This window comes from Methanobrevibacter sp. TLL-48-HuF1, assembly GCF_023617305.1.
In the GTDB taxonomy this organism is placed as follows: Archaea; Methanobacteriota; Methanobacteria; order Methanobacteriales; family Methanobacteriaceae; genus Methanocatella; species Methanocatella intestini.
This window is the reverse complement of record NZ_CP081485.1, coordinates 1,641,973-1,662,854: the sequence shown is the minus strand read 5'-3', so window position 1 is coordinate 1,662,854 and position 20,882 is coordinate 1,641,973. Positions and strand designations below refer to the sequence as shown.

The 20,882-nt window shown below is 27.9% G+C and carries 17 protein-coding genes; 4 read left to right on the top strand and 13 right to left on the bottom strand.

Translation table 11 applies throughout. The annotated features are described in order from the left end of the window. Window positions 1-3: 3 nt before the first annotated feature. A complete protein-coding gene (locus K4897_RS07885; RefSeq protein WP_250415940.1) occupies window positions 4-3,336 on the bottom strand; it encodes a hypothetical protein in 3,333 nt (1,110 codons plus the stop codon). Between the two features lie 232 nt (window positions 3,337-3,568). After that, complete coding sequence (locus K4897_RS07880) at window positions 3,569-4,153, bottom strand: hypothetical protein (protein ID WP_250415938.1); 585 nt, start codon at window positions 4,151-4,153, stop codon at window positions 3,569-3,571. Window positions 4,154-4,677: 524 nt separating this feature from the next. On the opposite strand from K4897_RS07880, the gene K4897_RS07875 reads away from it, so the two are divergent. The 4 genes from K4897_RS07875 to K4897_RS07860 all read left to right on the top strand — a co-directional run bounded on the left by K4897_RS07875 (window position 4,678) and on the right by K4897_RS07860 (window position 7,956). Beyond that, window positions 4,678-5,046, top strand: a complete 369-nt coding sequence (locus K4897_RS07875; RefSeq protein ID WP_250415936.1) for a transposase — start codon at window positions 4,678-4,680, stop codon at window positions 5,044-5,046. Between the two features lie 59 nt (window positions 5,047-5,105). After that, a complete protein-coding gene (locus K4897_RS07870) occupies window positions 5,106-5,498 on the top strand; it encodes a transposase (protein ID WP_371921664.1) in 393 nt (130 codons plus the stop codon). A gap of 95 nt (window positions 5,499-5,593) precedes the next feature. Beyond that, window positions 5,594-6,157, top strand: a complete 564-nt coding sequence (locus tag K4897_RS07865; protein ID WP_019265276.1) for a LemA family protein — start codon at window positions 5,594-5,596, stop codon at window positions 6,155-6,157. A 14-nt stretch (window positions 6,158-6,171) separates the two neighbouring features. Beyond that, window positions 6,172-7,956 carry a DUF2207 domain-containing protein gene (locus tag K4897_RS07860; RefSeq protein WP_250415935.1) on the top strand — a complete coding sequence of 595 codons (1,785 nt, stop codon included), beginning with the start codon at window positions 6,172-6,174 and terminating at the stop codon, window positions 7,954-7,956. 8 nt (window positions 7,957-7,964) lie between these two features. Here K4897_RS07860 and K4897_RS07855 read toward each other — a convergent pair whose 3' ends face one another. The 11 genes from K4897_RS07855 to rpsE form a co-directional block, all read right to left on the bottom strand. Then, window positions 7,965-14,420 (bottom strand): UvrD-helicase domain-containing protein, encoded by a 6,456-nt coding sequence (locus K4897_RS07855; protein ID WP_250415933.1) that lies wholly within the window; start codon window positions 14,418-14,420, stop codon window positions 7,965-7,967. Window positions 14,421-14,573: 153 nt separating this feature from the next. Next, a complete protein-coding gene (locus tag K4897_RS07850) occupies window positions 14,574-15,536 on the bottom strand; it encodes an RNA-guided pseudouridylation complex pseudouridine synthase subunit Cbf5 (protein ID WP_250415932.1) in 963 nt (320 codons plus the stop codon). Window positions 15,537-15,614: 78 nt separating this feature from the next. After that, on the bottom strand, window positions 15,615-15,836 hold the full coding sequence (locus tag K4897_RS07845; RefSeq protein ID WP_004033248.1) for a 50S ribosomal protein L14e: 222 nt from the start codon (window positions 15,834-15,836) through the stop codon (window positions 15,615-15,617). Beyond that, window positions 15,836-16,354, bottom strand: a complete 519-nt coding sequence (cmk, locus tag K4897_RS07840) for a (d)CMP kinase (protein WP_019264639.1) — start codon at window positions 16,352-16,354, stop codon at window positions 15,836-15,838. Before cmk ends, K4897_RS07845 begins: the two co-directional genes overlap by 1 nt. Beyond that, entirely contained in the window at window positions 16,354-16,620 is a 267-nt protein-coding gene (locus K4897_RS07835) for a 50S ribosomal protein L34e (RefSeq protein ID WP_004033246.1), read from the bottom strand. Before K4897_RS07835 ends, cmk begins: the two co-directional genes overlap by 1 nt. Window positions 16,621-16,737: 117 nt before the next feature. Next, a complete protein-coding gene (locus tag K4897_RS07830; RefSeq protein ID WP_004033244.1) occupies window positions 16,738-17,313 on the bottom strand; it encodes a DUF106 domain-containing protein in 576 nt (191 codons plus the stop codon). Window positions 17,314-17,322: 9 nt separating this feature from the next. Then, the gene (locus K4897_RS07825) at window positions 17,323-17,883 is read right to left on the bottom strand and encodes an adenylate kinase (protein ID WP_019264640.1); all 561 of its coding nucleotides are present in this window, start codon (window positions 17,881-17,883) and stop codon (window positions 17,323-17,325) included. A 41-nt stretch (window positions 17,884-17,924) separates the two neighbouring features. After that, window positions 17,925-19,289, bottom strand: coding sequence for a preprotein translocase subunit SecY (gene secY / locus K4897_RS07820; RefSeq protein ID WP_019264641.1), 1,365 nt, complete (start codon window positions 19,287-19,289; stop codon window positions 17,925-17,927). Between the two features lie 30 nt (window positions 19,290-19,319). Then, the gene (locus K4897_RS07815; protein ID WP_250415930.1) at window positions 19,320-19,757 is read right to left on the bottom strand and encodes an uL15m family ribosomal protein; all 438 of its coding nucleotides are present in this window, start codon (window positions 19,755-19,757) and stop codon (window positions 19,320-19,322) included. A gap of 9 nt (window positions 19,758-19,766) precedes the next feature. Next, the gene (locus K4897_RS07810; protein WP_019266550.1) at window positions 19,767-20,225 is read right to left on the bottom strand and encodes a 50S ribosomal protein L30; all 459 of its coding nucleotides are present in this window, start codon (window positions 20,223-20,225) and stop codon (window positions 19,767-19,769) included. Between the two features lie 13 nt (window positions 20,226-20,238). Further along, window positions 20,239-20,880, bottom strand: coding sequence for a 30S ribosomal protein S5 (gene rpsE / locus K4897_RS07805; protein WP_019264644.1), 642 nt, complete (start codon window positions 20,878-20,880; stop codon window positions 20,239-20,241). Window positions 20,881-20,882 lie beyond the last annotated feature (2 nt).

The following is a 20,882-nucleotide window of genomic DNA, read 5'->3' as shown; positions in this document are numbered from 1 at the left end:
CCCCTACCTTTTATTATTTTTATAAAATCCAATTATCAATAATATAAATAAAATAATTAAAATGAGAATAAAATATTCATTATTCTGATGAATAACTTCTTTATTCACATCTTTTAAAATTTCATAAGAATTGTATGGACTCCCAGATGATGAATCTGAAGATGATGAGTAACTTTTATCTCTTGAAGAATCTTTTGAAGAAAATTCATCCCCATCATTTACAACACCATTTAAACTATTAGAGCTAACACCTACAGATACGGCAACACCATCATTAACTATATGTCCTCCCGAATTATCAGAATCCTTATTAGTAGTCCCATTTATTTTAATTGTATCATGAGAATCGCTTGAATCACTACTTTGAGAGTTATTATTTTGATTGTTAGAATTTTGATTTAGTTTACTAATAATATCTTCAATAGTAATATGATTCCCATTATTTATAGCAATATTACTCCCCTGTGAGTTCAAATAATTAAGAATTTGACCCCAAGTTAAAGATCCAAATATATTTAAATTAGATTGACCACCACTTCCCGTACCAGGTTTTGAACCATTTGCATAACCACTACTCCCACCAGTTCCAAAACCACCATTACCGTTCCCCGGTGGAGAAGATGGATAAGAACCTTGAGCATCATAATACTCCTTAATATACTTACTAATAGATGGACCATCATATTTTCCCACCCATTTACCAATTCCAATAAATTTAGAATCCCTACTTGTCAATAATGAAGAATCTTCAACATATATTCTTTCATTATTATTATGATATGTAAGAAAAGTAATTCCCACATAATGTTTATTTAATAATTTCAACTCCTTTGCTGAAGATAGCAATGATGGAACAACAAGTAATCCTCCAGATTCTGCAGTATTACCTTCAAAAGTACTGCCAATTATAATCACATTATCATCATAAATAGCTCCACCATTATTAATAGGCAGTAATGAGATTGAACTAAGTGAACTTACTTCATTGGGATAAAACCAATTACGACCCATAGACCCCTGCGCCAATAATTGAATAATATCATAAGTATAAACAAGGTTCTGTGAAAAAATACAATTAATATAATTAGTTAAAGAATTGTAAAATATATAAACAGCACCTCCAGATAATGGAGCTAAATTATTTGTAAAATTACAGTTAATGAAATAAAGATCTTGAAGATTCTCATTCAAAACACCATCATCAGCTAATCCAGTATTACTAAAAACACCCCAAATATATTGAAGATTGCTACCAGTATAATAAAATGCACCACCTTGACCATTAGCAGTATTATTAAAAAATATAGTATCTGAAACTATAATTTCATTACCCAATAATTGGCAAATTGCACCACCTACAGAATAAGAAAGTCTATCATCATTAAATCCACCAAAAGCAAGATTATCTATAAATTTACAACTAGAAATATGCAAATCAGCATATGTGTTAAAAATGGCACCACCATGACATGCTTCGTTGCCCATAAACATTGAATCAAAAATCATTAAAAATCCACCTGTATTGAATATCGCTCCTCCTTTATCTACAACAACATGTCCTGTTTTAAAAACATAATGATAATCATGAATATTATTAAATGTAAAATTAGAATCTGAAATTTTTACATTCCCTTGGCTTGAATATAAAGCTGTTTTAGATGAATTTGTAAACAAACATTTTTTAATTGTGATATTTGAATAAAAATTAACAATAGAAGATTTATAAAATATCAAGTTATTAAGTTCAATATTTGAAGTTGTATTAAACACCCAATCATTCAAGATATAAACATTCCCTATTCCTTCAAAAGTTACACCATACTTAGCATCAAAACTATTCAAAGAATTTTGATAATAACCATCTAATAAAATAATACTCCAATGCCCAATAGAAGAATTAATTAAAGATAGTGGTTTATTAATAGAATTATAAGGATTATTTATAGATCCATCACCATCAATTAATGCACTTTCATTAACATAAATTTTAACATCATTAGAAGATAAATTACTGACAACATATCCGTAATTAATAACAATATTTGCATATGCATTTAAATAAGATGCTGAAACTCTAAAATCATTAATTGATGAAACAAAAGTAGATATAGATGCTTTTCCATGATTAAAAGTTGTGTTTAATGAAATTTCTTTAGATTCTATGAAAAATTTAACAATACCTCCAGATATACAATTACCATTATCATCATGAAGATAAGCAACTAGTTCAATATATGGAGAATTTAATTTAATAATTCTATCATCATCAATTGAACTATCTTTAAATATATTTAATACAACATTATCTATTTTACCACTATTGTAAATAGAATAACCTCCACCATGGAAACTCATAGAATTATTTTTAAGTTTTAAGATACCAACATTACAAATAATAGATGATTTATTTGATATAATTAATTTATCAAATATACAATTATTTACTTCCATCACACCATTATTATAAATAATTCCTGATTTAGCAAACAAATTTGAATTATAAAACTTACAATCATAAAAATTCAATATCCCTTTATTATTAAATAAACCGGCATCGTCTTGATTAAAAACACCATTAATAAAAGTTACATTTTTAATATTGATTATTGACTTTGATGATGTTTGTAAAAACCAATTAGATTTTCCATCAATAATAGTATTATAACCTATAAAATCAACTACAAAATCCCTAAGATTTAATTTAAATCCATCAAAAGTACCTTCACCAATATATATAATGCCTTTAATATTTGCAGTTTTATTAGAAATTTTTAAATTTTTTAAATACATTAATGCTTTATTAATAGTTAAAAATGGTTTCTTAAAAGAACCATTACCATTACTATCACTACCATTTAAATTAACATAAATATTAACACTAGTATAATTAATAGCATTAAAAGTAATATTATCTACAACATATGCTTTATTATTAACTAATCTAACTTTACCATTAACAGCATTATCACCAATATATGTAAATTTATTAGAAGTTAAATTATTATATGTTACATATATCCTTGTTAAACTACTATCATCAAAACGAATAGCATAATCTCCACCAAGAACATAATAAGATAAAATATTATTATTAGAAATAGTTAAATTATTGGAATTTTTTATATAACAAATACCTGCATGTCCAGTACCTATAACATCAAAATTATTAGTGATAATTGAAATATCACTACCATTAATTGAAATATCATTCCATATGACATTATGATTATAACAACCATATCCTACAATACCATAACTAGCATTAGATAAAGTAGTTATAATATTACTTGCAATATTAACATTAAAAATATTAAATAATTCAATACCATAAACCATACTCGAAGTAGCATCAATAGTATTGGCACTAATAGTTATATTGCTACAATTATTTATTGAACCAAGTAATTCAGAATACTCTGCAACAATACCATATGCAAAATTTTTTGAAAATAAATTAATATCATTATTACTTACAATAGCATCAGAACCACAAGAAATATAAATTCCAGATACATAATTGTAAGAATTAATTTTTATTGTATTTCCACAGATTTTATTAAATTTAGAATTACCATAACTTTTTGCCCCCCCCCATGGAAGACCCTGTAAATTCTATACCATAAACATAATGATTACCAGGACTAGAATAAGTTATAGCAATTTTATTATAAGAAATAATATTATTTATACATTCACCAAAATTATAAATTCCAACTACATTTGTATAACTAGCATTATTAAAATTAATATTAATATTATTTTCAGCAATTACATTATTTGATGATTGATCTATGTAAATTGGAGGTAAAAAATCACCTTTAGAATAATTAACAACAAAATTTAAATTTTTTAAAATAGAATTAGAACCATCTTCAGTAATTTTAAAACATGAATTTAAAATTGTTGTTGAAGAATTTAAAGAATAAATACTCAAAGATTTATCAATAACAATACTTTTATTAGACATATCTCCAAAATAAATCGTATCTATTGAATTATTAATTAAACAACCATCATTATCAAAATAAGAATCAAAATTGTTATCATCTACAATAACAGTACCATTAGCCATATTAGAATGTTCTGCATTAACAAAACTCATACTTATTAATAAGAAAAATAAACTAATAATACCTATTTTAAATTTATTCATAAAAATAACCATCAAACTATTTATTAATATTTATATAACAACAAAATAGTATATAAAATTTTTCATAATACGACATTCCTAGAAACTTAAGATTTTTTTGATGAAATTTTTTAATTATTTTTTTATCTAATAAGCTTGTTATATTATTTTTGGTTTGATTTTTTGATTTTTCGACTCTGTTGAAATCCTATAATTTTTTACAATTGAAGTTGCACATCGACTATGATTTTTTGAAGAATTTTTAGTTATTTTAATTATATCTTGTTATTTATTTGTTAAATTTAGTATAATTTTAAATTAATCAGCGATATTTAAAAATAGTTTCTAATAAGTTTTATATAGTATAATGGAGAATATTTATATATATGAACAACGAAAATAAACATTCTCCAATCATTAATTAGTCGTTTAAAGTATGAAACTCTTTTGGATTTTGGGTTCAAAAAGCAGTACACGAAAATTTTTCAAAAAAATTAAAAATAAGAGTAAAAACTGTTATAAGACCAATGAATTGATTAAATTAATTGAATACACCTATAGTTTATGCTAAATTATCTTTAAATAAGTATTCCAGTCGTTATTCGAAGCAATTATATTCTCAACCTGCACTTTTGACTATTTTGGTGTTAAAAATTTATTTAAAATTAACTTATCGTCAAATAAGTGAATATTTGGAGTTTTCAGATAGATTAAGGAGTTATTTAAGTATTAAAAATGCTCTGGATCCATCAACATTGCAGAAATTCTTTAAAAGAATGCCTACAAACATGTTTGAAAAAATAACAACATTAATACTTAATAATTTGGAAATTAAAGTTAAATATGTGGCTCTTGATGGTACTGGATTCACTAGCGACAATGCAGACAAATTATTACGCAAAAATACGCAATAACGAACGAAAACACTTACACCAAATCACACATTGCAATCGATGTTGATTCAAGATTAATATTGTATTCACAAGCAGCAAGAGGACCTAAACACGATACAACCTTTGCAATAGCATCCATTAGAAGTTTAAAAAAACATAAACCGGAATATGTAATAGCAGACAAAGCATATGACACAGAAAAAATAAGGGAATGCATAAACAAAGAAATAAAAGCATCCGACCAAATACCACTCAAATCCAACTTCAGACACGGTTGGTACAGACGATTAAGCCAAAAAACATTCAACAAAGAAATATACTCACTAAGAAACAATGTAGAAAGCGTATTTAGTGTTATAAAAAGAAAATTAAACGGAAACAACAAAAGTAAAAGTACAAGACTACAAAACAAAGAAACAAGACTCAAAACAACAATTTACAATATTCTTCAATCAATCAAAATAGAAAAATAGGATTTCAACAGAGTCTAACAAATAATACAATCCATTAACAACATATTAATAAAACTTAAATCAATATATAAATTAATAAAAAAGGAGCAAAAAATATGGATACAACCATGATTATTTTAGTAGTAATTATAATAATCATACTTGCTATTGTGTTATATCTTATTAGTGGATATAATGGCCTTGTTAATGCAAGAAACAGAGTTAAAAACAGTTATTCTCAAATTGATGTTCAGCTCAAAAGGAGAAATGACTTAATACCAAATCTTGTTGAAACTGTTAAAGGTTATGCAAGTCATGAAAAAGGAGTATTTGAAAATGTAACCAAAGCAAGAAGCGGTTTGATGAATGCCAGCAGCGTTAAAGAAGTTAGTGAAGCTAACAATGCTTTAACAGGTGCATTAACATCATTATTCGCTATTGCTGAAAATTATCCTGAATTAAAAGCTGATCAGAATTTCAAAGAATTACAATCAGAGATAACAGAAACTGAAGATAAAATCTCTTACTCAAGACAATTCTATAATGATGCTGTTTTAATGTACAATAACAAATGCGAACAGTTTCCAAGCAATATTATTGCAGGAATGTTTAATTTTAAAGAAGCTGACTTTTTTGAAATAGCCAGTGGTGAGAGAGAAGCACCTAAAGTGCAATTTTAAGGGAGATTAAATACATGGTTAATAAAAAGATAATAACCATCTTCCTTCTACTTTTTTTAATAACATCAACAGTCTCCTGCGTTTATGCAGATGACGATGACAGAAGCTATTCCATTACACAGGCACTTGTAGACATTGTAGTTGATACAAATGGAATGCTTCATATAAATGAAACCTTTGACTATTCCTTTGACGGAACATTTAATGGAGTTTATAGAGATATTCCCCTAAAAGATGGAGAAAGTATTTCAAATATTCATGTATCAGCAGAAGGTGCCTATACAAAAGTAGAGCAACATCAGGAAGATGGAACTCAGCATATAAAAATTTATTTATATTCAGATGCTGCCAAAACCCAGCCAATAAGTGATACAAATGTTAAAGTCCATATCAGCTATGATATGAAAAATGTAGTGACTGTTTATCAGGATACTGCATCCCTGCAATATCAGCTTTGGGGAGACCAATGGGCAGTTGGAGTTGATGAATTAATAACAACTATACATTTACCTAATGATAACGGTAATGAGTACTGGTTAAATCCTACAAAATATACCAAAACCAGCTCATTAGATGGAAATACAATAACTTCAACCAGCAATTACATAGATTCCGGAAACTTTTACGAAATTGAAGTTTTAATGCCTGAAAACGACTTTGAAAACTCACCAAATGCAATCCATATTGATAAAACGGCTAAAAAAGAAATAGAACAACGCTACAATGATTATCAGGCAAATGAAAAGATGTGGGATAATATCGGATCACTTATCGGAATACTGTTTATTATAAGTCCAGTAATTCCATTTTTTATTTACCGCAAATATGGCGTGGAACCTAAAGTGAATTATGAAGGAATTTATGAAAGGGATCTTCCAAGTAACGACCCTCCAGCTGTAGTTAATGCATTAATCCAAAAAAGAGACAATATTGGAACTCCAGATTTAAAAGGATTTGAAGCTACAATAATGGATTTAATCAATCGTAAAATATTTAAAATTAAATCAAATGAAGAAAAACATCTAATCATAGAATTAGATGAAACAAACTACAGCAGCTTAACATTAGATGAAAAAGATGTTTTCGATATCTTCAAAACAATAGCTAAAGATAATCTCTTGGATTTAAGTAATGTCAAAGATTACTTATCTGATGAACATAATGCAGAATGGTTCAATAACAGAATCAAATCCTGGAAAAATGATGTTGTCTACGAACATTTATCAAAATCCAGATTAAAGCAATTCTTTAATAATAAAGGAAATAAAATAGCTCTTTACTATTCAATAGCCTGCATAATTATTGGAGTTCTGTTTGCTGCATTATTCTATATGGTAACTGGTTTAAATACAACAGGAGGAATAATCGGACTTATAGGATCAGTATTTTTATTCATTTCTGGATTTGTGATTTACATATTGCCTGAAGATATCTTTGGGCAATGGACAAAAGAAGGCAGAGTATATATGCTAAAGTGGAAAAACTTTAAGAAGTTTTTAAGCGACAATAGTTTAATGAAAGAACACCCTCCGGAATCAATAGTTATATGGAATCAATACCTTGTATATGCAACAGCTCTTGGAGTAGCTGATAAGGTTTACGAATCCATGAAACTCCATGTTGGTGAAGGAAACATTGATGACGATTATCTTGATTCATACTATTATTATGGAACAGGATATTACATGATGCATACTGCAATAGATACAGGAATACAAACAGCAAATGCAAATACTGACAGCTCCGGCTTTGGTGACATTGGTGGAGGTTCCGGTGGAGGAGGTGGAGGGGCATTTTAGCTTCCCATCTATTTTTCTTCAAATGGTTCTGTGTGTCTACATTTAGGAAAACCACTGCACCCTATAAATAAACTATTATCTTCACCATTATGCCTTTTTACAAGAGGTTTACTACACTTAGGACAGTTTTTACCAATATACTCAAGTTTACTTTTTCCCCTACATCCTGTTTCTTTAAAATTTGTACATCCTAAAAATGGATGCCCGTCACTATGTCTGCGACGTTTTATAAGTATTCCATCACAGTTCGGACAATGTTTTATATCATCTAAATCCTTAAGTTCACTTCCATAATAACCCCCTTTCCAATTACATCGATTAAATGGAGGTGCCATATTATGAGAACATTTAAGGACCCTATTAAGTTTACCATTATTCCAAAAAGATTCCAGCAAAACTATACCTGTTTTACAAACAGGACATTTTAATTTAGTTGGAATCGCATAACGTTCACCATTTTTTTCAATATTTTTAAGAGTTTCAAGCTTATTATTTTCCAAATTAAGCAATTCAACATTTACATCATTTTCCAGCTCCTGAATGAAAACAGAACTTTTAAAATAAGGAGCTAACAGATAAACATTGTTTTTTGTTCTAGTTAATGCAACATAAAACAATCTTCTTTCTTCAGCATAACTAAAAGAATCCCCATTCCTTTTAACAAAATTTAAAACAGGATCATCAACCATTTTATTTGGAAAACCTGCCTTCCAATTTTTCAAATTTATCAAAATTACATTATCACATTCTAAACCTTTAGACTGATGAACAGTACGATATTCAATGTTAACATCCGGATTATACCTATAAACAATTTTTACAAATTTATCTCTTCTTAATTTATCTTCATCTCCCAAAATTTCAAATTTTCTTTTTCCGTCTTCATTTTTTACATTGAAATTCTTCAGCAAATTAAATATGTCCTTATTATTCCTACCTAAAATCAGAATCTTTTTGTTTTCAAACTTTGATTGATTTATGATATTTTTTATTATCAATTCGAATTTTAATATTTCATCAAAATCATTATCAAACTTAACAATTTTAATTGGACATTCCAATGATTTAGAAGATTTTAATTCCTTTCTAGATTGATCGGGATTTTTCATTACAAAGTTACTTGAAGCATCAATTAACTGTTGAGAATTCCTGTATGTTTTTTCAACATATCGGGTTTCACAAACATCAAAGAAATTATCAAATTTGGTAAAAATATTTACATCACAACCGCTGAAACTGTAAATAGATTGCCAATCATCACCTACAACCATTATCTTGGCACCAATATTATCACAGATATTTCTTAACAAATTATATCTAGTAAATGAAGTGTCCTGATATTCATCAACAATTATATATTTATAAGGTAAATTCAACCCATTTTTCACAATACAATCACTAGCTTTATTAATCATATCATTAAAATCAATTTTTTTAATTTTTAATAAATATGCTTCATAGTCATTGTAAATCTCTTCAACAATTTTTAAAAATGCTATTGTCCTATCTTTTGAAAAACTACTTTTAAATCCATCAACATATTCATAGAATTCTTTAAATTTATCTCCATCATAATTGTTTCCTTTAAATAACTCAATAAATGTCTTTAACAATACAATGAAATCTTCCCATTCTTTTATAGTTTTATTTTCCAATAATATTGCATAAACTTGCCTATAATCAATTTCATTAAATTCAACACCTTGAGCTTGTAATTTTTCTGCCAAACGTGTTAACAATCTGTTTTCTGATTGATAATATGAAAAAGTTTCAATTAAAGTAGTTTCATATTTTTTATGTACTTTCCTTTTCCATTCCATTTCTTTAACGTATTCTTCAGATGATTTTCCACCAATTAAATGATTTTCACAGTTACGGTTTAATCCAAAATGTTCTATATAAATATTATAATCATTCAAGTAAAAATCAGGAAAATAATCTTTAATTTCATATTCCTCACAGATATCTGTTAAATTAAGCAAACCCTTTGCAATATCATTTTTTAATTCATCAGGAATCTCTTCATCAAAAGAAAATAAAAATTCTTTAAATTTATTAAATTCTCTTTCAAAGTTTTTATTAGGATATGAATAAATCTTTTCATAAGTATAATTAATTCCATGAATAAACAGGAAATTAGCTATATATAACTCTTCATAACTTCTTACAATCTCATTGTTTAATGTTTCCCTCTGTTTATTTTTAAACCGTCTTTTTAATGTTGAGAAATCTACTCCTTCCTGCCAGTCAAGCAAATCCCCTTCATATTTAATATCCTCTTCAGATGGAGGGACATTTATATAAAAACTGAAAAATTCAATTAACTTTTTACTTATATCCTCACTTTTCAATGCTTTTTTAGTTAAATATCTTTTAATAATACGTTTAAGAGCAGAAGTATCCTGTCTAGAATACTGATTATACTGTGTTAAAATATCTTTTCCAACTTTATGAAATGTTTTAATATCAATCGGTTCAGCAATTCTTTCTTCCAAATCATTAACAGATGCATTGGAAAATGAAATTGCTAAAATCTCACTAGGATCAACATCTCTTTTTTCAGTTAAATATCTAACTTTACCTTGAATTGTAAATGTCTTACCGCTTCCAGCACCTGCAATAACTCTTACTGCATCTTCATCAACAACAATAGCGTTTCTTTGTTGAGAATCTAATGATTTTCCATCTAAATCATCAAATAAATCAGAGTTGTCGTTTAATTCCTGATTTATATACAATTCATTAGCTTGTTTAGTGTCCATTTCAAAAGTTTGAGGTTTATTATAAAATTTTTCAAAAAATTTTTCATCTTCTGAAGAAATGTATTCTGCATAATCTTCTTTAAATTTTTTAACTTTAGGAATTGCGTTTTTATGCCAAAGCAACAATTTCTCTTTCCAGTTATGAGAAAAATAATTATCCGGAGCATATTCTCCGATTTTAGCAAATTTTTTAACAACAGCATTTAAATAGTAACTTACATTCCATCTAATTACCAAATCATCAATATTCTCATAGTTTCTGATAACATCTTCCATCAAATCAAGTTTATCATCGCTGAAAATATGTTTTTTGACACAATACTGTTTAACTTTAGTTAAATTTGAATAAATTTTTTGAATAGATATTTTATACCTTTCCTTTTCTTCATTTTTTATAAAATAAAAAGGATTAACATTATTCAAAGATGCACCCCACAAAATAATTTCATAATTATCCTTAAAGAAAAACTCAACATTTAATCTGGTAATTATATCATCATAATTATCATAATCCTCAATAAATTCACATATAATATCTAAATCAAGATTTGATGGAAATACATTATTATGAAAATCAACTATTTCATTTAATTTATTATAACAGTCTTCAGATGCTTTTAAAGTGTCTTTTTCTTCTTCAAATATATAAGAAGTGATAGTTTTAGATTTTATACCTATGAAATTGTTAATATCATTTAAATTATTAGAAAACCATGTCTGATAATTAATTCTTTGAACTATATTCTCGAAATTTTCATATATTTCAATGAATTCCAATGTTAAATTTTTCCTATTTTGTTTAATATTGGGATTTTGGTTAAAAACATCTCTAATTTTTAAAAGAATATCATAAAGATAATTAACCCCTTTTTTACAATCATCTCTGTTCCTATCAGAAATTTCATATTTTTTAGTTCCTTTTGTAAACAGAATAAATTCATTAATTTCTTTTAAATGTTTATTAAAAAAAGAAGCTATTCTCAAATTACAAATTTCATTATCTAAATTACCATATTCTTCAATAAACTTTAAAAATTCATCTTTTTGAGAATCAGTAATTTTATCATCAAATGAATCAATGATTCTTTTGGAAATAACATAATACTTAGAAAACAGCTCTTTTTGTTTTTCCAAAAACTCAGGAGAACCATTTTCAAAATCTCTCTTATTTACTTCGTTTAAAATTTGTTTAATCCTAAATTTACAATTCTTATCAGCAATTATATCATCTAAATTTTCAAAATTATAAACAAAAGAAGACACAACCTCATCCTGAGATAAAAAAGGACAATTATCTCTAAATTCAACAATCTTATTATACAAACCTTCAGTTTGCTTTTTTAAATCTTCAACATCATCATCCAAAATAAAAGCAGAAATTTCTTCACTCATTTCATTATTAAAATCTGCTAATTTATTTTTATTAAAATCCAACCAGTTATGAACTTTAATTTTATAAATTTTACCATCAATAGAAGAATAAACATCCTTAAACTCATTAATCTTAACTTTTTCAGACTCTAACAAATCATCACTAACACGTGAAACAAAAGAATCACATTTATCAAAGAAAACTTTAAAATCTTCCTTCTGCTTTTCCAAAACATCAACAGAACTACCTAAAACAAAACCAGAAACAGAACCTAAAAAATCTTTAATATCAAAACGATTATTCAAATAAGAAACAATAGCATCAATACCCTCATAATTAGATTTAAATTCATTAACTAACTTAAAATCATCAATATCAAGTAAATCCCAATTTAAATCAAGACAGACACCATACAACTGCTTATAATCTTCCCTAATTACATCAGCATCAAGATGACCAGTAATCTCAGAATCCCTCAAAGCATTAAACCTAACAAAATCACTTCTATTATCATTCAACCACTTCTTAATCTGTTCTTTCCTCTTCTCTTGAATCTTAGCATCTAAAGAATCATAATAATCTATAAAATCAATCAATATTTCTTCATTCTTTTTAGATAACCATTTTGAAAAATTGGCAATTGCATCTTTTGAATAAATATAAGCTTCCTTAAATTCCAATAGCTGATTTACAAGATCATCTAACTCACAAACCTGCTCAATTTTATTAATTTTAATCAGATATGAATTTAACTCATAATGAAAATTAATTTCATCAATATACTCTGCAATATGTGAAAAATTAAAAATAAAATCATCAATGTCTATTTTATTATCATCAGTTATAAACTCCTGAACATTAATAACTTTTTCATTCAAATCAGCATATTTTTTCTCAAAACTCTTTTTGTCAGTTATTTTTATACTGGAAGACTTTTTTAAGCCATTGAAATAAACTAAATTACTCCAATTATCATCAACATATATGGCATCATCAAGTTTATTATCCAATAATTCATAATCATTTTTTATACAATCATACTTAAACGATAAATTATTTTCAAATTTATGCAAAATTTCTGATTTGAAATGTTTAATATTGTTAAAATTAGCTGTTTTACTATTAATTTTAAAATAACAATTAGATTCTTCAACAATATATGGAAATTTCATATAATATTTTATAAAATCATTTAATAAATTTTTATATTGATTGCTAATATTAATATCATTATTCAGGATACAATCTACATTAACTAGGACCATTTTAAAATCAGAGCATAATTCTTTAAATTTAAAATTATCTATAAACTCTTTAGGAAATTTAGTTTCATAATTTTTTATAGATTCCAATATGTTAAAATTATCTTTAATCCAATTTTCAGATCGAAGCAATTTTATTTTACTGTTTAATTTTTTATAAGCCTTTTTGAAATTGTGTAAATTATTTCTGTTAAGTTCAATCTTATTTTTTAAATAATAAAATGACTCATTATCATCAAGCATTTCAATAGCTAAATTATAAAGCCCTTTATAATTTTCTTTTTCTTTTAGAAGCTCATCAAGATTATTGGACCTTGAAATTTCAGAAGATAATTTTATTATTAAATTTAACTTTTGGTCCATATCATAATTATTGTTTAAATCATCTACATTCTGGTTAAAGTTATCGAAATTTGAAATAAAATTAGATATAATTTCCTCCTGAAATTCATTAAAAACATCTGAATTATTTAAAGCATAATCTTTAATTGGCTTAATTAAATCATAATTATCTTTAAACTGATTTTTATAAGATAATTTATCTTTAGAAATGCGTTCATTAGGAATTGAAACTGAAAAAAAATCATTTAACTTTTCTAAATTTAATTTAATGCTGTCAAATGTATTAATACAGTATTCATTATTCTTTTTAGGAATAATATCTGCTAATTCATCATAAATTCTTTTAAATGTATAACAAGACTTTCTTTGATTTATAGATAAATTAAACTTCTTTTCTTCAAAATAATCAGTTAATTTACAAATCATTTCATAAATAGACTTATTTTCTTCCTTAATAGCTGGAATATCCAAAACCAAATTTTCAAAAGAACTCTGATATTTACTTATAAAATCAGCTATTTTGCTTTCATTATTTAATAAAAATTCATTTAAATCTTTTTTATCGCTTTTAGACAAACCTTTACCGAAAGTACCTGAAAATGAATTTTTAAGTTTTTGAAATGATGTAAAATCAACAAAAATATCCTCATTAATATTAGTTCCACAATATGGGCAAATTTCTTCATTATTTAAAACTTTAGAACATATTGGACACTCCATAACCATTTATTATCCCTCAATACCAAATAATCAATATATACATTCAATTACATTTATTTTTCTTATTTAATGTATATAAGTAATTTGAAAGTTATTAATCTGACTCTTAGAAAAAAAAGTAAATTTAATTAAAAATAAAAAAAGTAAAGGTTTAAAAAGTTATTTCCACATTTTAGGATAAATATCTGTTTTCATAAAAACTTTAGAAACATTAACAGCAAACCCGGATTCCAAATTTAAAATCTCATCACTGCTAAATAAAGAATTACCTGAAGCAACCAGTTCACCTTTAAGTGTTTCAATAGCTACTATGGAATTTTTTTGAATATTATCAGATAAATAAGCTATTCCGCCACTGGCTAAGTTAGCACCATGACAGATTGCATCAACTGCAGAATCTTTAATAACTACTTTTGGCAGGTAATCTGCAGCCCTCTCCATTGGCATAATAGCATTTCTTAAAAATGATTCATCTTCATCTTCTTTGTAGAAATGATATGCGTCAGTAACATCCTGAAGAGTGGATAAATGATTATCTTCTGTAAATGAACCTACCTGTGTTCTTCTAAGCTCCGCCATATGCGCACCAACACCAATGGCTTCACCTATATTATGACAATAAGTTCTAACATAAGTTCCAGCTTCACAGCCTATCCTAAATAAAACATCCCTACCATTAATTTCATAGATGGTGGAATAATAAACATTACGAGATCTTAATTCACGTTTAACTGCTGATTTAACTGGAGGAAGCTGGAAAATTTTACCGGTAAACTCATTAAATACTTCACGAATTTTATCCTCATCCACATCATGATGAAAAGTCATTACACAAACATATTCTTTAGGAGCTGTTAAAAGAAGTTGAATAGCTCTTGTTGCATCTCCAAGCCCTACAGGCAAAACACCTGTAACTTTTGGATCCAAAGTTCCGCCGTGTCCTGATTTTTCCAAATTTAAAATACGCTTTACCCATGAATCAATTTCATGAGAAGTTGGTCCAGAGGGTTTGTCTAAATTAATAACACCATGAGAAATATAATCTGAAATTTCACGTTCTTCAGGAGCGCATCCGTATTCAGGATTTGTAAAACTTTTGGATTTTGTAAGAAAGTCTTTCATGAAAAATCACTAAAAATCAATAAATAAAAAAAATAAGTAAATAAAAATAAGTAATGAATAATTTAATTAATTATCCATTTATAAATCAGCTAAAGCTGCTTTAATAGAGTCAGCATCACCAGAAACATCTACAGAATCTGCAGTTGGTTCTAAATGAGCAATGTTACATCTTCTATTTTTAACAGATTCACCGATTACTTCAACGAAGTTTTCATCGATGATTTCTACGATTGCACATTTTTCACCAGCTTCTCTACCAGCGGTTTTAACACAAACTCTTCCTACTTCAATTGCTGCCATTATATCACCTTTAATGTTGTTAGAATAATTTTTGTTATACTTTCAGGATCAAAACTGTCAGTATTAATCATTAAGTCATAGATATCTAAATTACTAATATCTATGTTATGAATATCTAAATATCTTAAAGCTTCACTTTCTTCACGAATTTTAATTTCTTTTTTAGCCACATCAACAGATTTAGATTCTCTTTGACTAATCCTTTGAGCACGAACATCAAGTGGTGCCATTAACCAAAGTTTTAAATCAGCTTCAACAAAATAAGCTGATAGTCTTCCTTCCAATATTAAATTCTCTGAAGATTTAGCAAGTTCAGCTTGTCTTTTATCAATTTCTTTATCGATATTATCATTACTTTCAGCAAACTCACTGAATTCAAGAACAGACATACCTTTTTCTTTAGCCATAGCCCTAAAAATAGAGCCTGAAGAAACAAAAGGAATATCCAATTTTTCAGACAACAGCTCTGCAGTTGTCGTGGTTCCAGTTCCAGCCAGTCCACCAACAGTAATTATCATTATTTTCTAGCCTCGTTTTTGAAATGTTTACGAGCACAGCTTGAGCATAAATACCCACCATATGGACGATTAGGTCTTTTATGGGATTTTGCTAATTTGTTAATTTCATATGGGCGTCCACGTGGAACTCCATGTAATAATTTACCACATTCAGCACAAACATGCTTAGATGGTTTTTTCTTTTTATATCTTAAAACATTTTCTCCGCCAGGAGTGTTTTTATAAACTCTTTTATATGATCTTGATCTATATCTGTTTGCAGGCATTTAATCACCTAAATTAATTTTAAATAATAAATTTAATAATTGTGTAATAGCGTATTCAAAATAGAATATTATACTATATTGTTTTCATTATTAATAAATACATAGGTTAAGGATTAATTAAAATCCTTGTTTGAAACCTAAAAATTTCCTTAATATTTGACTCATACCAAAAGTACATATGAAATACCAGAATAACCATCCAATATTATATCCGACAGAATGGCCTCCATACATAAAACTACCAATAAAATGCCAAATTGGAGCTAATGATACATAAAATGCACCAGGAGGCATAGAGATAACTAAACCACTAATTGGAGAAGCTCTCATCCAAAAGAATATCAAAATAATTGGAATAAAAGTAACAATCATCGGCTTGAAAGAATTAGTCATCATCTTACTTTGATTTTGCATAATTTCAGCTTGTTGAGCTTGAAGTTTAGCTAATTTCTTCCCGTCACCAGATTTTTGAGCTTCCCTAACCTCTTTTTGGTAGTCTTTCATTTTCTGTTGTATTTCATTCATTTCGTCTTGGTCAACTAATAATTTATTAGCTATTGTAGTTATTAATGAAACAATGAATGCAATAACCAAAACAGTTAATGCTGGATTTTGAGGATTCGGATCTAAAGCAAGCAATGGACTGAATATTGCATTTAGTGCCTCAAATACCATGTTAAATATGTCAATCATGAAATTCCTCTATTTATTTAAAACATCCACTAATTTTGAAACTGTAGAAGGTAAATGATTATCGTGATTTTCAATAATTTTTACGGTAGCACCAGTTAATGTAGCATAAGCCATAGATGCTGCCCTATTCATTTCTTGATGTAATTGAATATCTTTTGCTCTTTCAATATCTCTAGAACGAGTATCATCATTTAATCTTCTGTAAATAATTTCATCAGGATTAGCTTCAATCATGACAAAAAGATTAGGTTGCAATTCATTTAAAACCCAAATTGGAAGACCTGGTAAAAACCCAGATGGAGTATTTATAGTACAATGAGTATCTACAATAATATTTTCATTTTCAGATCTTTCTTTAATTCTTTTTGCTGCTTTTTCTTGAATTTCTTTTTGAACATCTGGAGATAATTTTCTTAAAGCATCTCTATCATCAACAATTTTCTCTTCAATTGCGATTTCAGTCATTATATCTCCATAATTTAAATGAATATAATCTACTTCTTCAAGTGCTTTATTAAGCAAAGTGGTACTTCCAGAACCTGGAATACCTGTTAATACTACCAATTTCAATTTAATCCCCCATTTTTAAAAAGATTGATGAAGAAGAATAATTATTCTCCTCCTAAAAATTTCCTGAGTACTGGATTTGCTGACATGAGTTGTTCCTCAGCCATTTCCTCGTATATTTTATGTATAATACCAACAGTAAGCAATACACCAGTACCTCCACCTAATGCTCCAGTTAAGTCTGCACAAAATGCAATTATACCTACATAAAGACCACTTATAATAGTAAGTGCTGGAATGTATTTTTTCAATATTTTATATAATTGACGTTTACTGCTTCTGAAACCCGGTATTTGAATACCTGACTTGTAAAGTTGTTCTGAAATTTTCTTAGCATTTAATCCACTAATTTCAACCCAAAGATATGAGAATAAAATTGAACAAAGCAAGAAGAAAATTGCATATATAATTACACGAACAGGGTCAGTTACTAACAAACTAACATCATTTGGTGTAGATAAGTATAATGCAATACCGCTTACAGCTTTACCATTAACAATTTCACCGAAAATCGGGTAACCAATTTTTTGGAAGACACTTGCAAGAAGGGAAACGTTTACAAGTAATGCACTGGTTAAAATAACAGGCATGTTACTTGCATATACAAATTTTAATGGATATTTACCAACAGACCCTCTAATTCTTCCATGTCCTCTTACTGAACCATGAGAGATAGGAATTTCCACTCTCATAGATTCACCGTATACAACAACAAAGAATACAGCTGCTGTTGCAATTAATGGAATTAATACTGAAAAGTCAATAGAACTTGACCAGAAGGATTGGATAAATGCAGGAATTGCACCACCATAAATACCGTCAGATCCAGGTATGAAACTGAAGGTACCTACAAGAATAGCTTCACAAACACCAGCTGCAATAAATAAACCAATACCACTACCAAATCCCCATTTGGAGATAACTTCATCAAGATAAATTATCAATATTGCTCCAATAACAAGTTGAAGGAATAACACACCAAGATATGAATTATCAATTGGTACTAAACTTCCTGTCAATACCAATACACCAGCTTCAAACATTGTGAAGACTATGGATAATATTTTTTGTGTGGCCTGATACTGGGATTTATCCTCTGGAGAAGACAAATCTAAATCTAACAATTTGGAACCAACTAATAATTGCAATACAATTGACGCAGTTACAATAGGCCCAATTCCTAATGTTAAAATTGAACCGAAACTTCCCGCCATAACTGCTCTTAATTGAGCAAACTGGTCCACTGCTGCAGAACTCAAACCATATAATGGTATTTCAGTTAATATGAAGTATAATACCAAAATAAGAGCAGTCCATTTAAGTTTTTCATTAAAATCTTCATGATGCACAGGAGATTTTACTTCTGGTAAAAACCTAAATAATGGCTCTAAAACTTTTAATGATGACATTTTATTCCTCTAATAAAAAGAAAAAAGAAACTATAACTCGATAGCTTCTCCTCCCATTTCTTCAATTTTTTCAATAGCTGAAGCAGAAAATTGAGGTGCTGAAATAATGAAAGATTTAGTTATTTTACCTTTAGCTAAAACTTTATCATAACCTAATTCAGTAACATCAATAACAATGGAATCTCCATCTTTAGATGCTTTACCACTTTCAATTAACTTATCAGCTTGCTCTTCCAAGTAACTTAAGTTAACAGGATTTGTTTTTTTAATCATTTTTTGAGGTCTTTTGAAACCATGTTTACCATAATGGTCTGGGTCAAATTTTGCAGTCCAAGTCCAATGTTGTTTGGAAGCTCCTGCATTACCTCTACCACCTTTGTTACCTGCACCTCTACATTTTTTGGTACAGCCTCCACCGTTGGATCTAGAACCTCTGAGTTTATTAATTTTACGTTTTGATCTAATCATCTTATACACCTAAAGCATTCTTTCTGCAAGATCTTTAATATTTTCTCCCCTGTAACCTAAGGATCCTCCTTCTTTAACAGAAAGACGGATGTCTTCATATCCTTTCCTTGGAGGGTGTAAACGGAATACAGGTTTAATATCTAAGTCCATTAATTTAACTTCGCCAGCAATTACAGCTTTAGCCAATTCTTCAATATTTTTGTAATCAGAATTTTCAGCTACATATTCATCAGTAACTTTGTTGTTACCTGTGAATTTACCTCTTTTAGCAATAATTTCAGCTAAAAGGTCTGCATCAATTTCACCCCAAGTGATGTAATCCTTAGCTTTTTGAAGCATACCATTGTAACTTGGAGTATCTTCAACTAAAACTGCATGGCTAATTCTGTTAAGTCTTAACATGTCTAAAGTATCAGCGATGTTTTTAATAACACCAGTAGTTCCTCTAACTCTTATAACTAAAAACATATTTAATCACCGTCTAATATTTAACTCCCATTTTCTTAAGGTCAGCTTCACTAGCTTTAACTGCACTTAAAGTTTTTAAAGCATCAAATATAGCATTAGCAAAGTTTACAGTAGTTTGAGTTTGACCGAAAGATTGAGACCATACATCTTTAATACCAGCAAGATTTAAGATTGTTTTACCAACATCTCCAATTACTAAACCTACTCCAGCAGGTGCAGGCATAAGGGAAACATTTACACTACTTGCTTTACCTTGTACTTTGAAAGGTACAGTGTGTTCTTTACCACAAACACAACCCCAATCTCCACAACCTCTTCTTACTTTAATAAGGTTGTATTTAGCATTGTCAACAGCTTTTCTGATAGCTGGACCTACTTCTTTAGCTTTTCCTTGACCTAATCCAACATAACCGTTTTTGTTACCTACAGCAACAATTACTCTGAAGTTAACTTTTCTACCAGATTTGTGCATTCTTTGAACTAAGTTAACATCCATTACTTCTTCTTCTAAATCTGGAACTAAAGCATCTACAATTTCTAATTCCATTATAGGAAGACCTTTTTCAAAGATTTCATCAATATCTGTAATGGTTCCTTCTTTAACTAATTTACCCATTTTAGTTTTAGGTTCCCATTCATCTATATTAAAACTCATAG

Coding starts and splice junctions, on each gene's coding strand:
- K4897_RS07885 (WP_250415940.1), bottom strand. CDS start 3,336: ATGGTTTATGGTATTGAATTATTTAATATTTTTAATGTTAATATTGCA.
- K4897_RS07880 (WP_250415938.1), bottom strand. CDS start 4,153: ATGAATAAATTTAAAATAGGTATTATTAGTTTATTTTTCTTATTAATA.
- K4897_RS07865 (WP_019265276.1), top strand. CDS start 5,594: ATGGATACAACCATGATTATTTTAGTAGTAATTATAATAATCATACTT.
- K4897_RS07860 (WP_250415935.1), top strand. CDS start 6,172: ATGGTTAATAAAAAGATAATAACCATCTTCCTTCTACTTTTTTTAATA.
- K4897_RS07855 (WP_250415933.1), bottom strand. CDS start 14,420: ATGGTTATGGAGTGTCCAATATGTTCTAAAGTTTTAAATAATGAAGAA.
- K4897_RS07850 (WP_250415932.1), bottom strand. CDS start 15,536: ATGAAAGACTTTCTTACAAAATCCAAAAGTTTTACAAATCCTGAATAC.
- K4897_RS07845 (WP_004033248.1), bottom strand. CDS start 15,836: ATGGCAGCAATTGAAGTAGGAAGAGTTTGTGTTAAAACCGCTGGTAGA.
- cmk (WP_019264639.1), bottom strand. CDS start 16,354: ATGATAATTACTGTTGGTGGACTGGCTGGAACTGGAACCACGACAACT.
- K4897_RS07835 (WP_004033246.1), bottom strand. CDS start 16,620: ATGCCTGCAAACAGATATAGATCAAGATCATATAAAAGAGTTTATAAA.
- K4897_RS07830 (WP_004033244.1), bottom strand. CDS start 17,313: ATGATTGACATATTTAACATGGTATTTGAGGCACTAAATGCAATATTC.
- secY (WP_019264641.1), bottom strand. CDS start 19,289: ATGTCATCATTAAAAGTTTTAGAGCCATTATTTAGGTTTTTACCAGAA.
- K4897_RS07815 (WP_250415930.1), bottom strand. CDS start 19,757: ATGATTAGATCAAAACGTAAAATTAATAAACTCAGAGGTTCTAGATCC.
- K4897_RS07810 (WP_019266550.1), bottom strand. CDS start 20,225: ATGTTTTTAGTTATAAGAGTTAGAGGAACTACTGGTGTTATTAAAAAC.
- rpsE (WP_019264644.1), bottom strand. CDS start 20,880: ATGAGTTTTAATATAGATGAATGGGAACCTAAAACTAAAATGGGTAAA.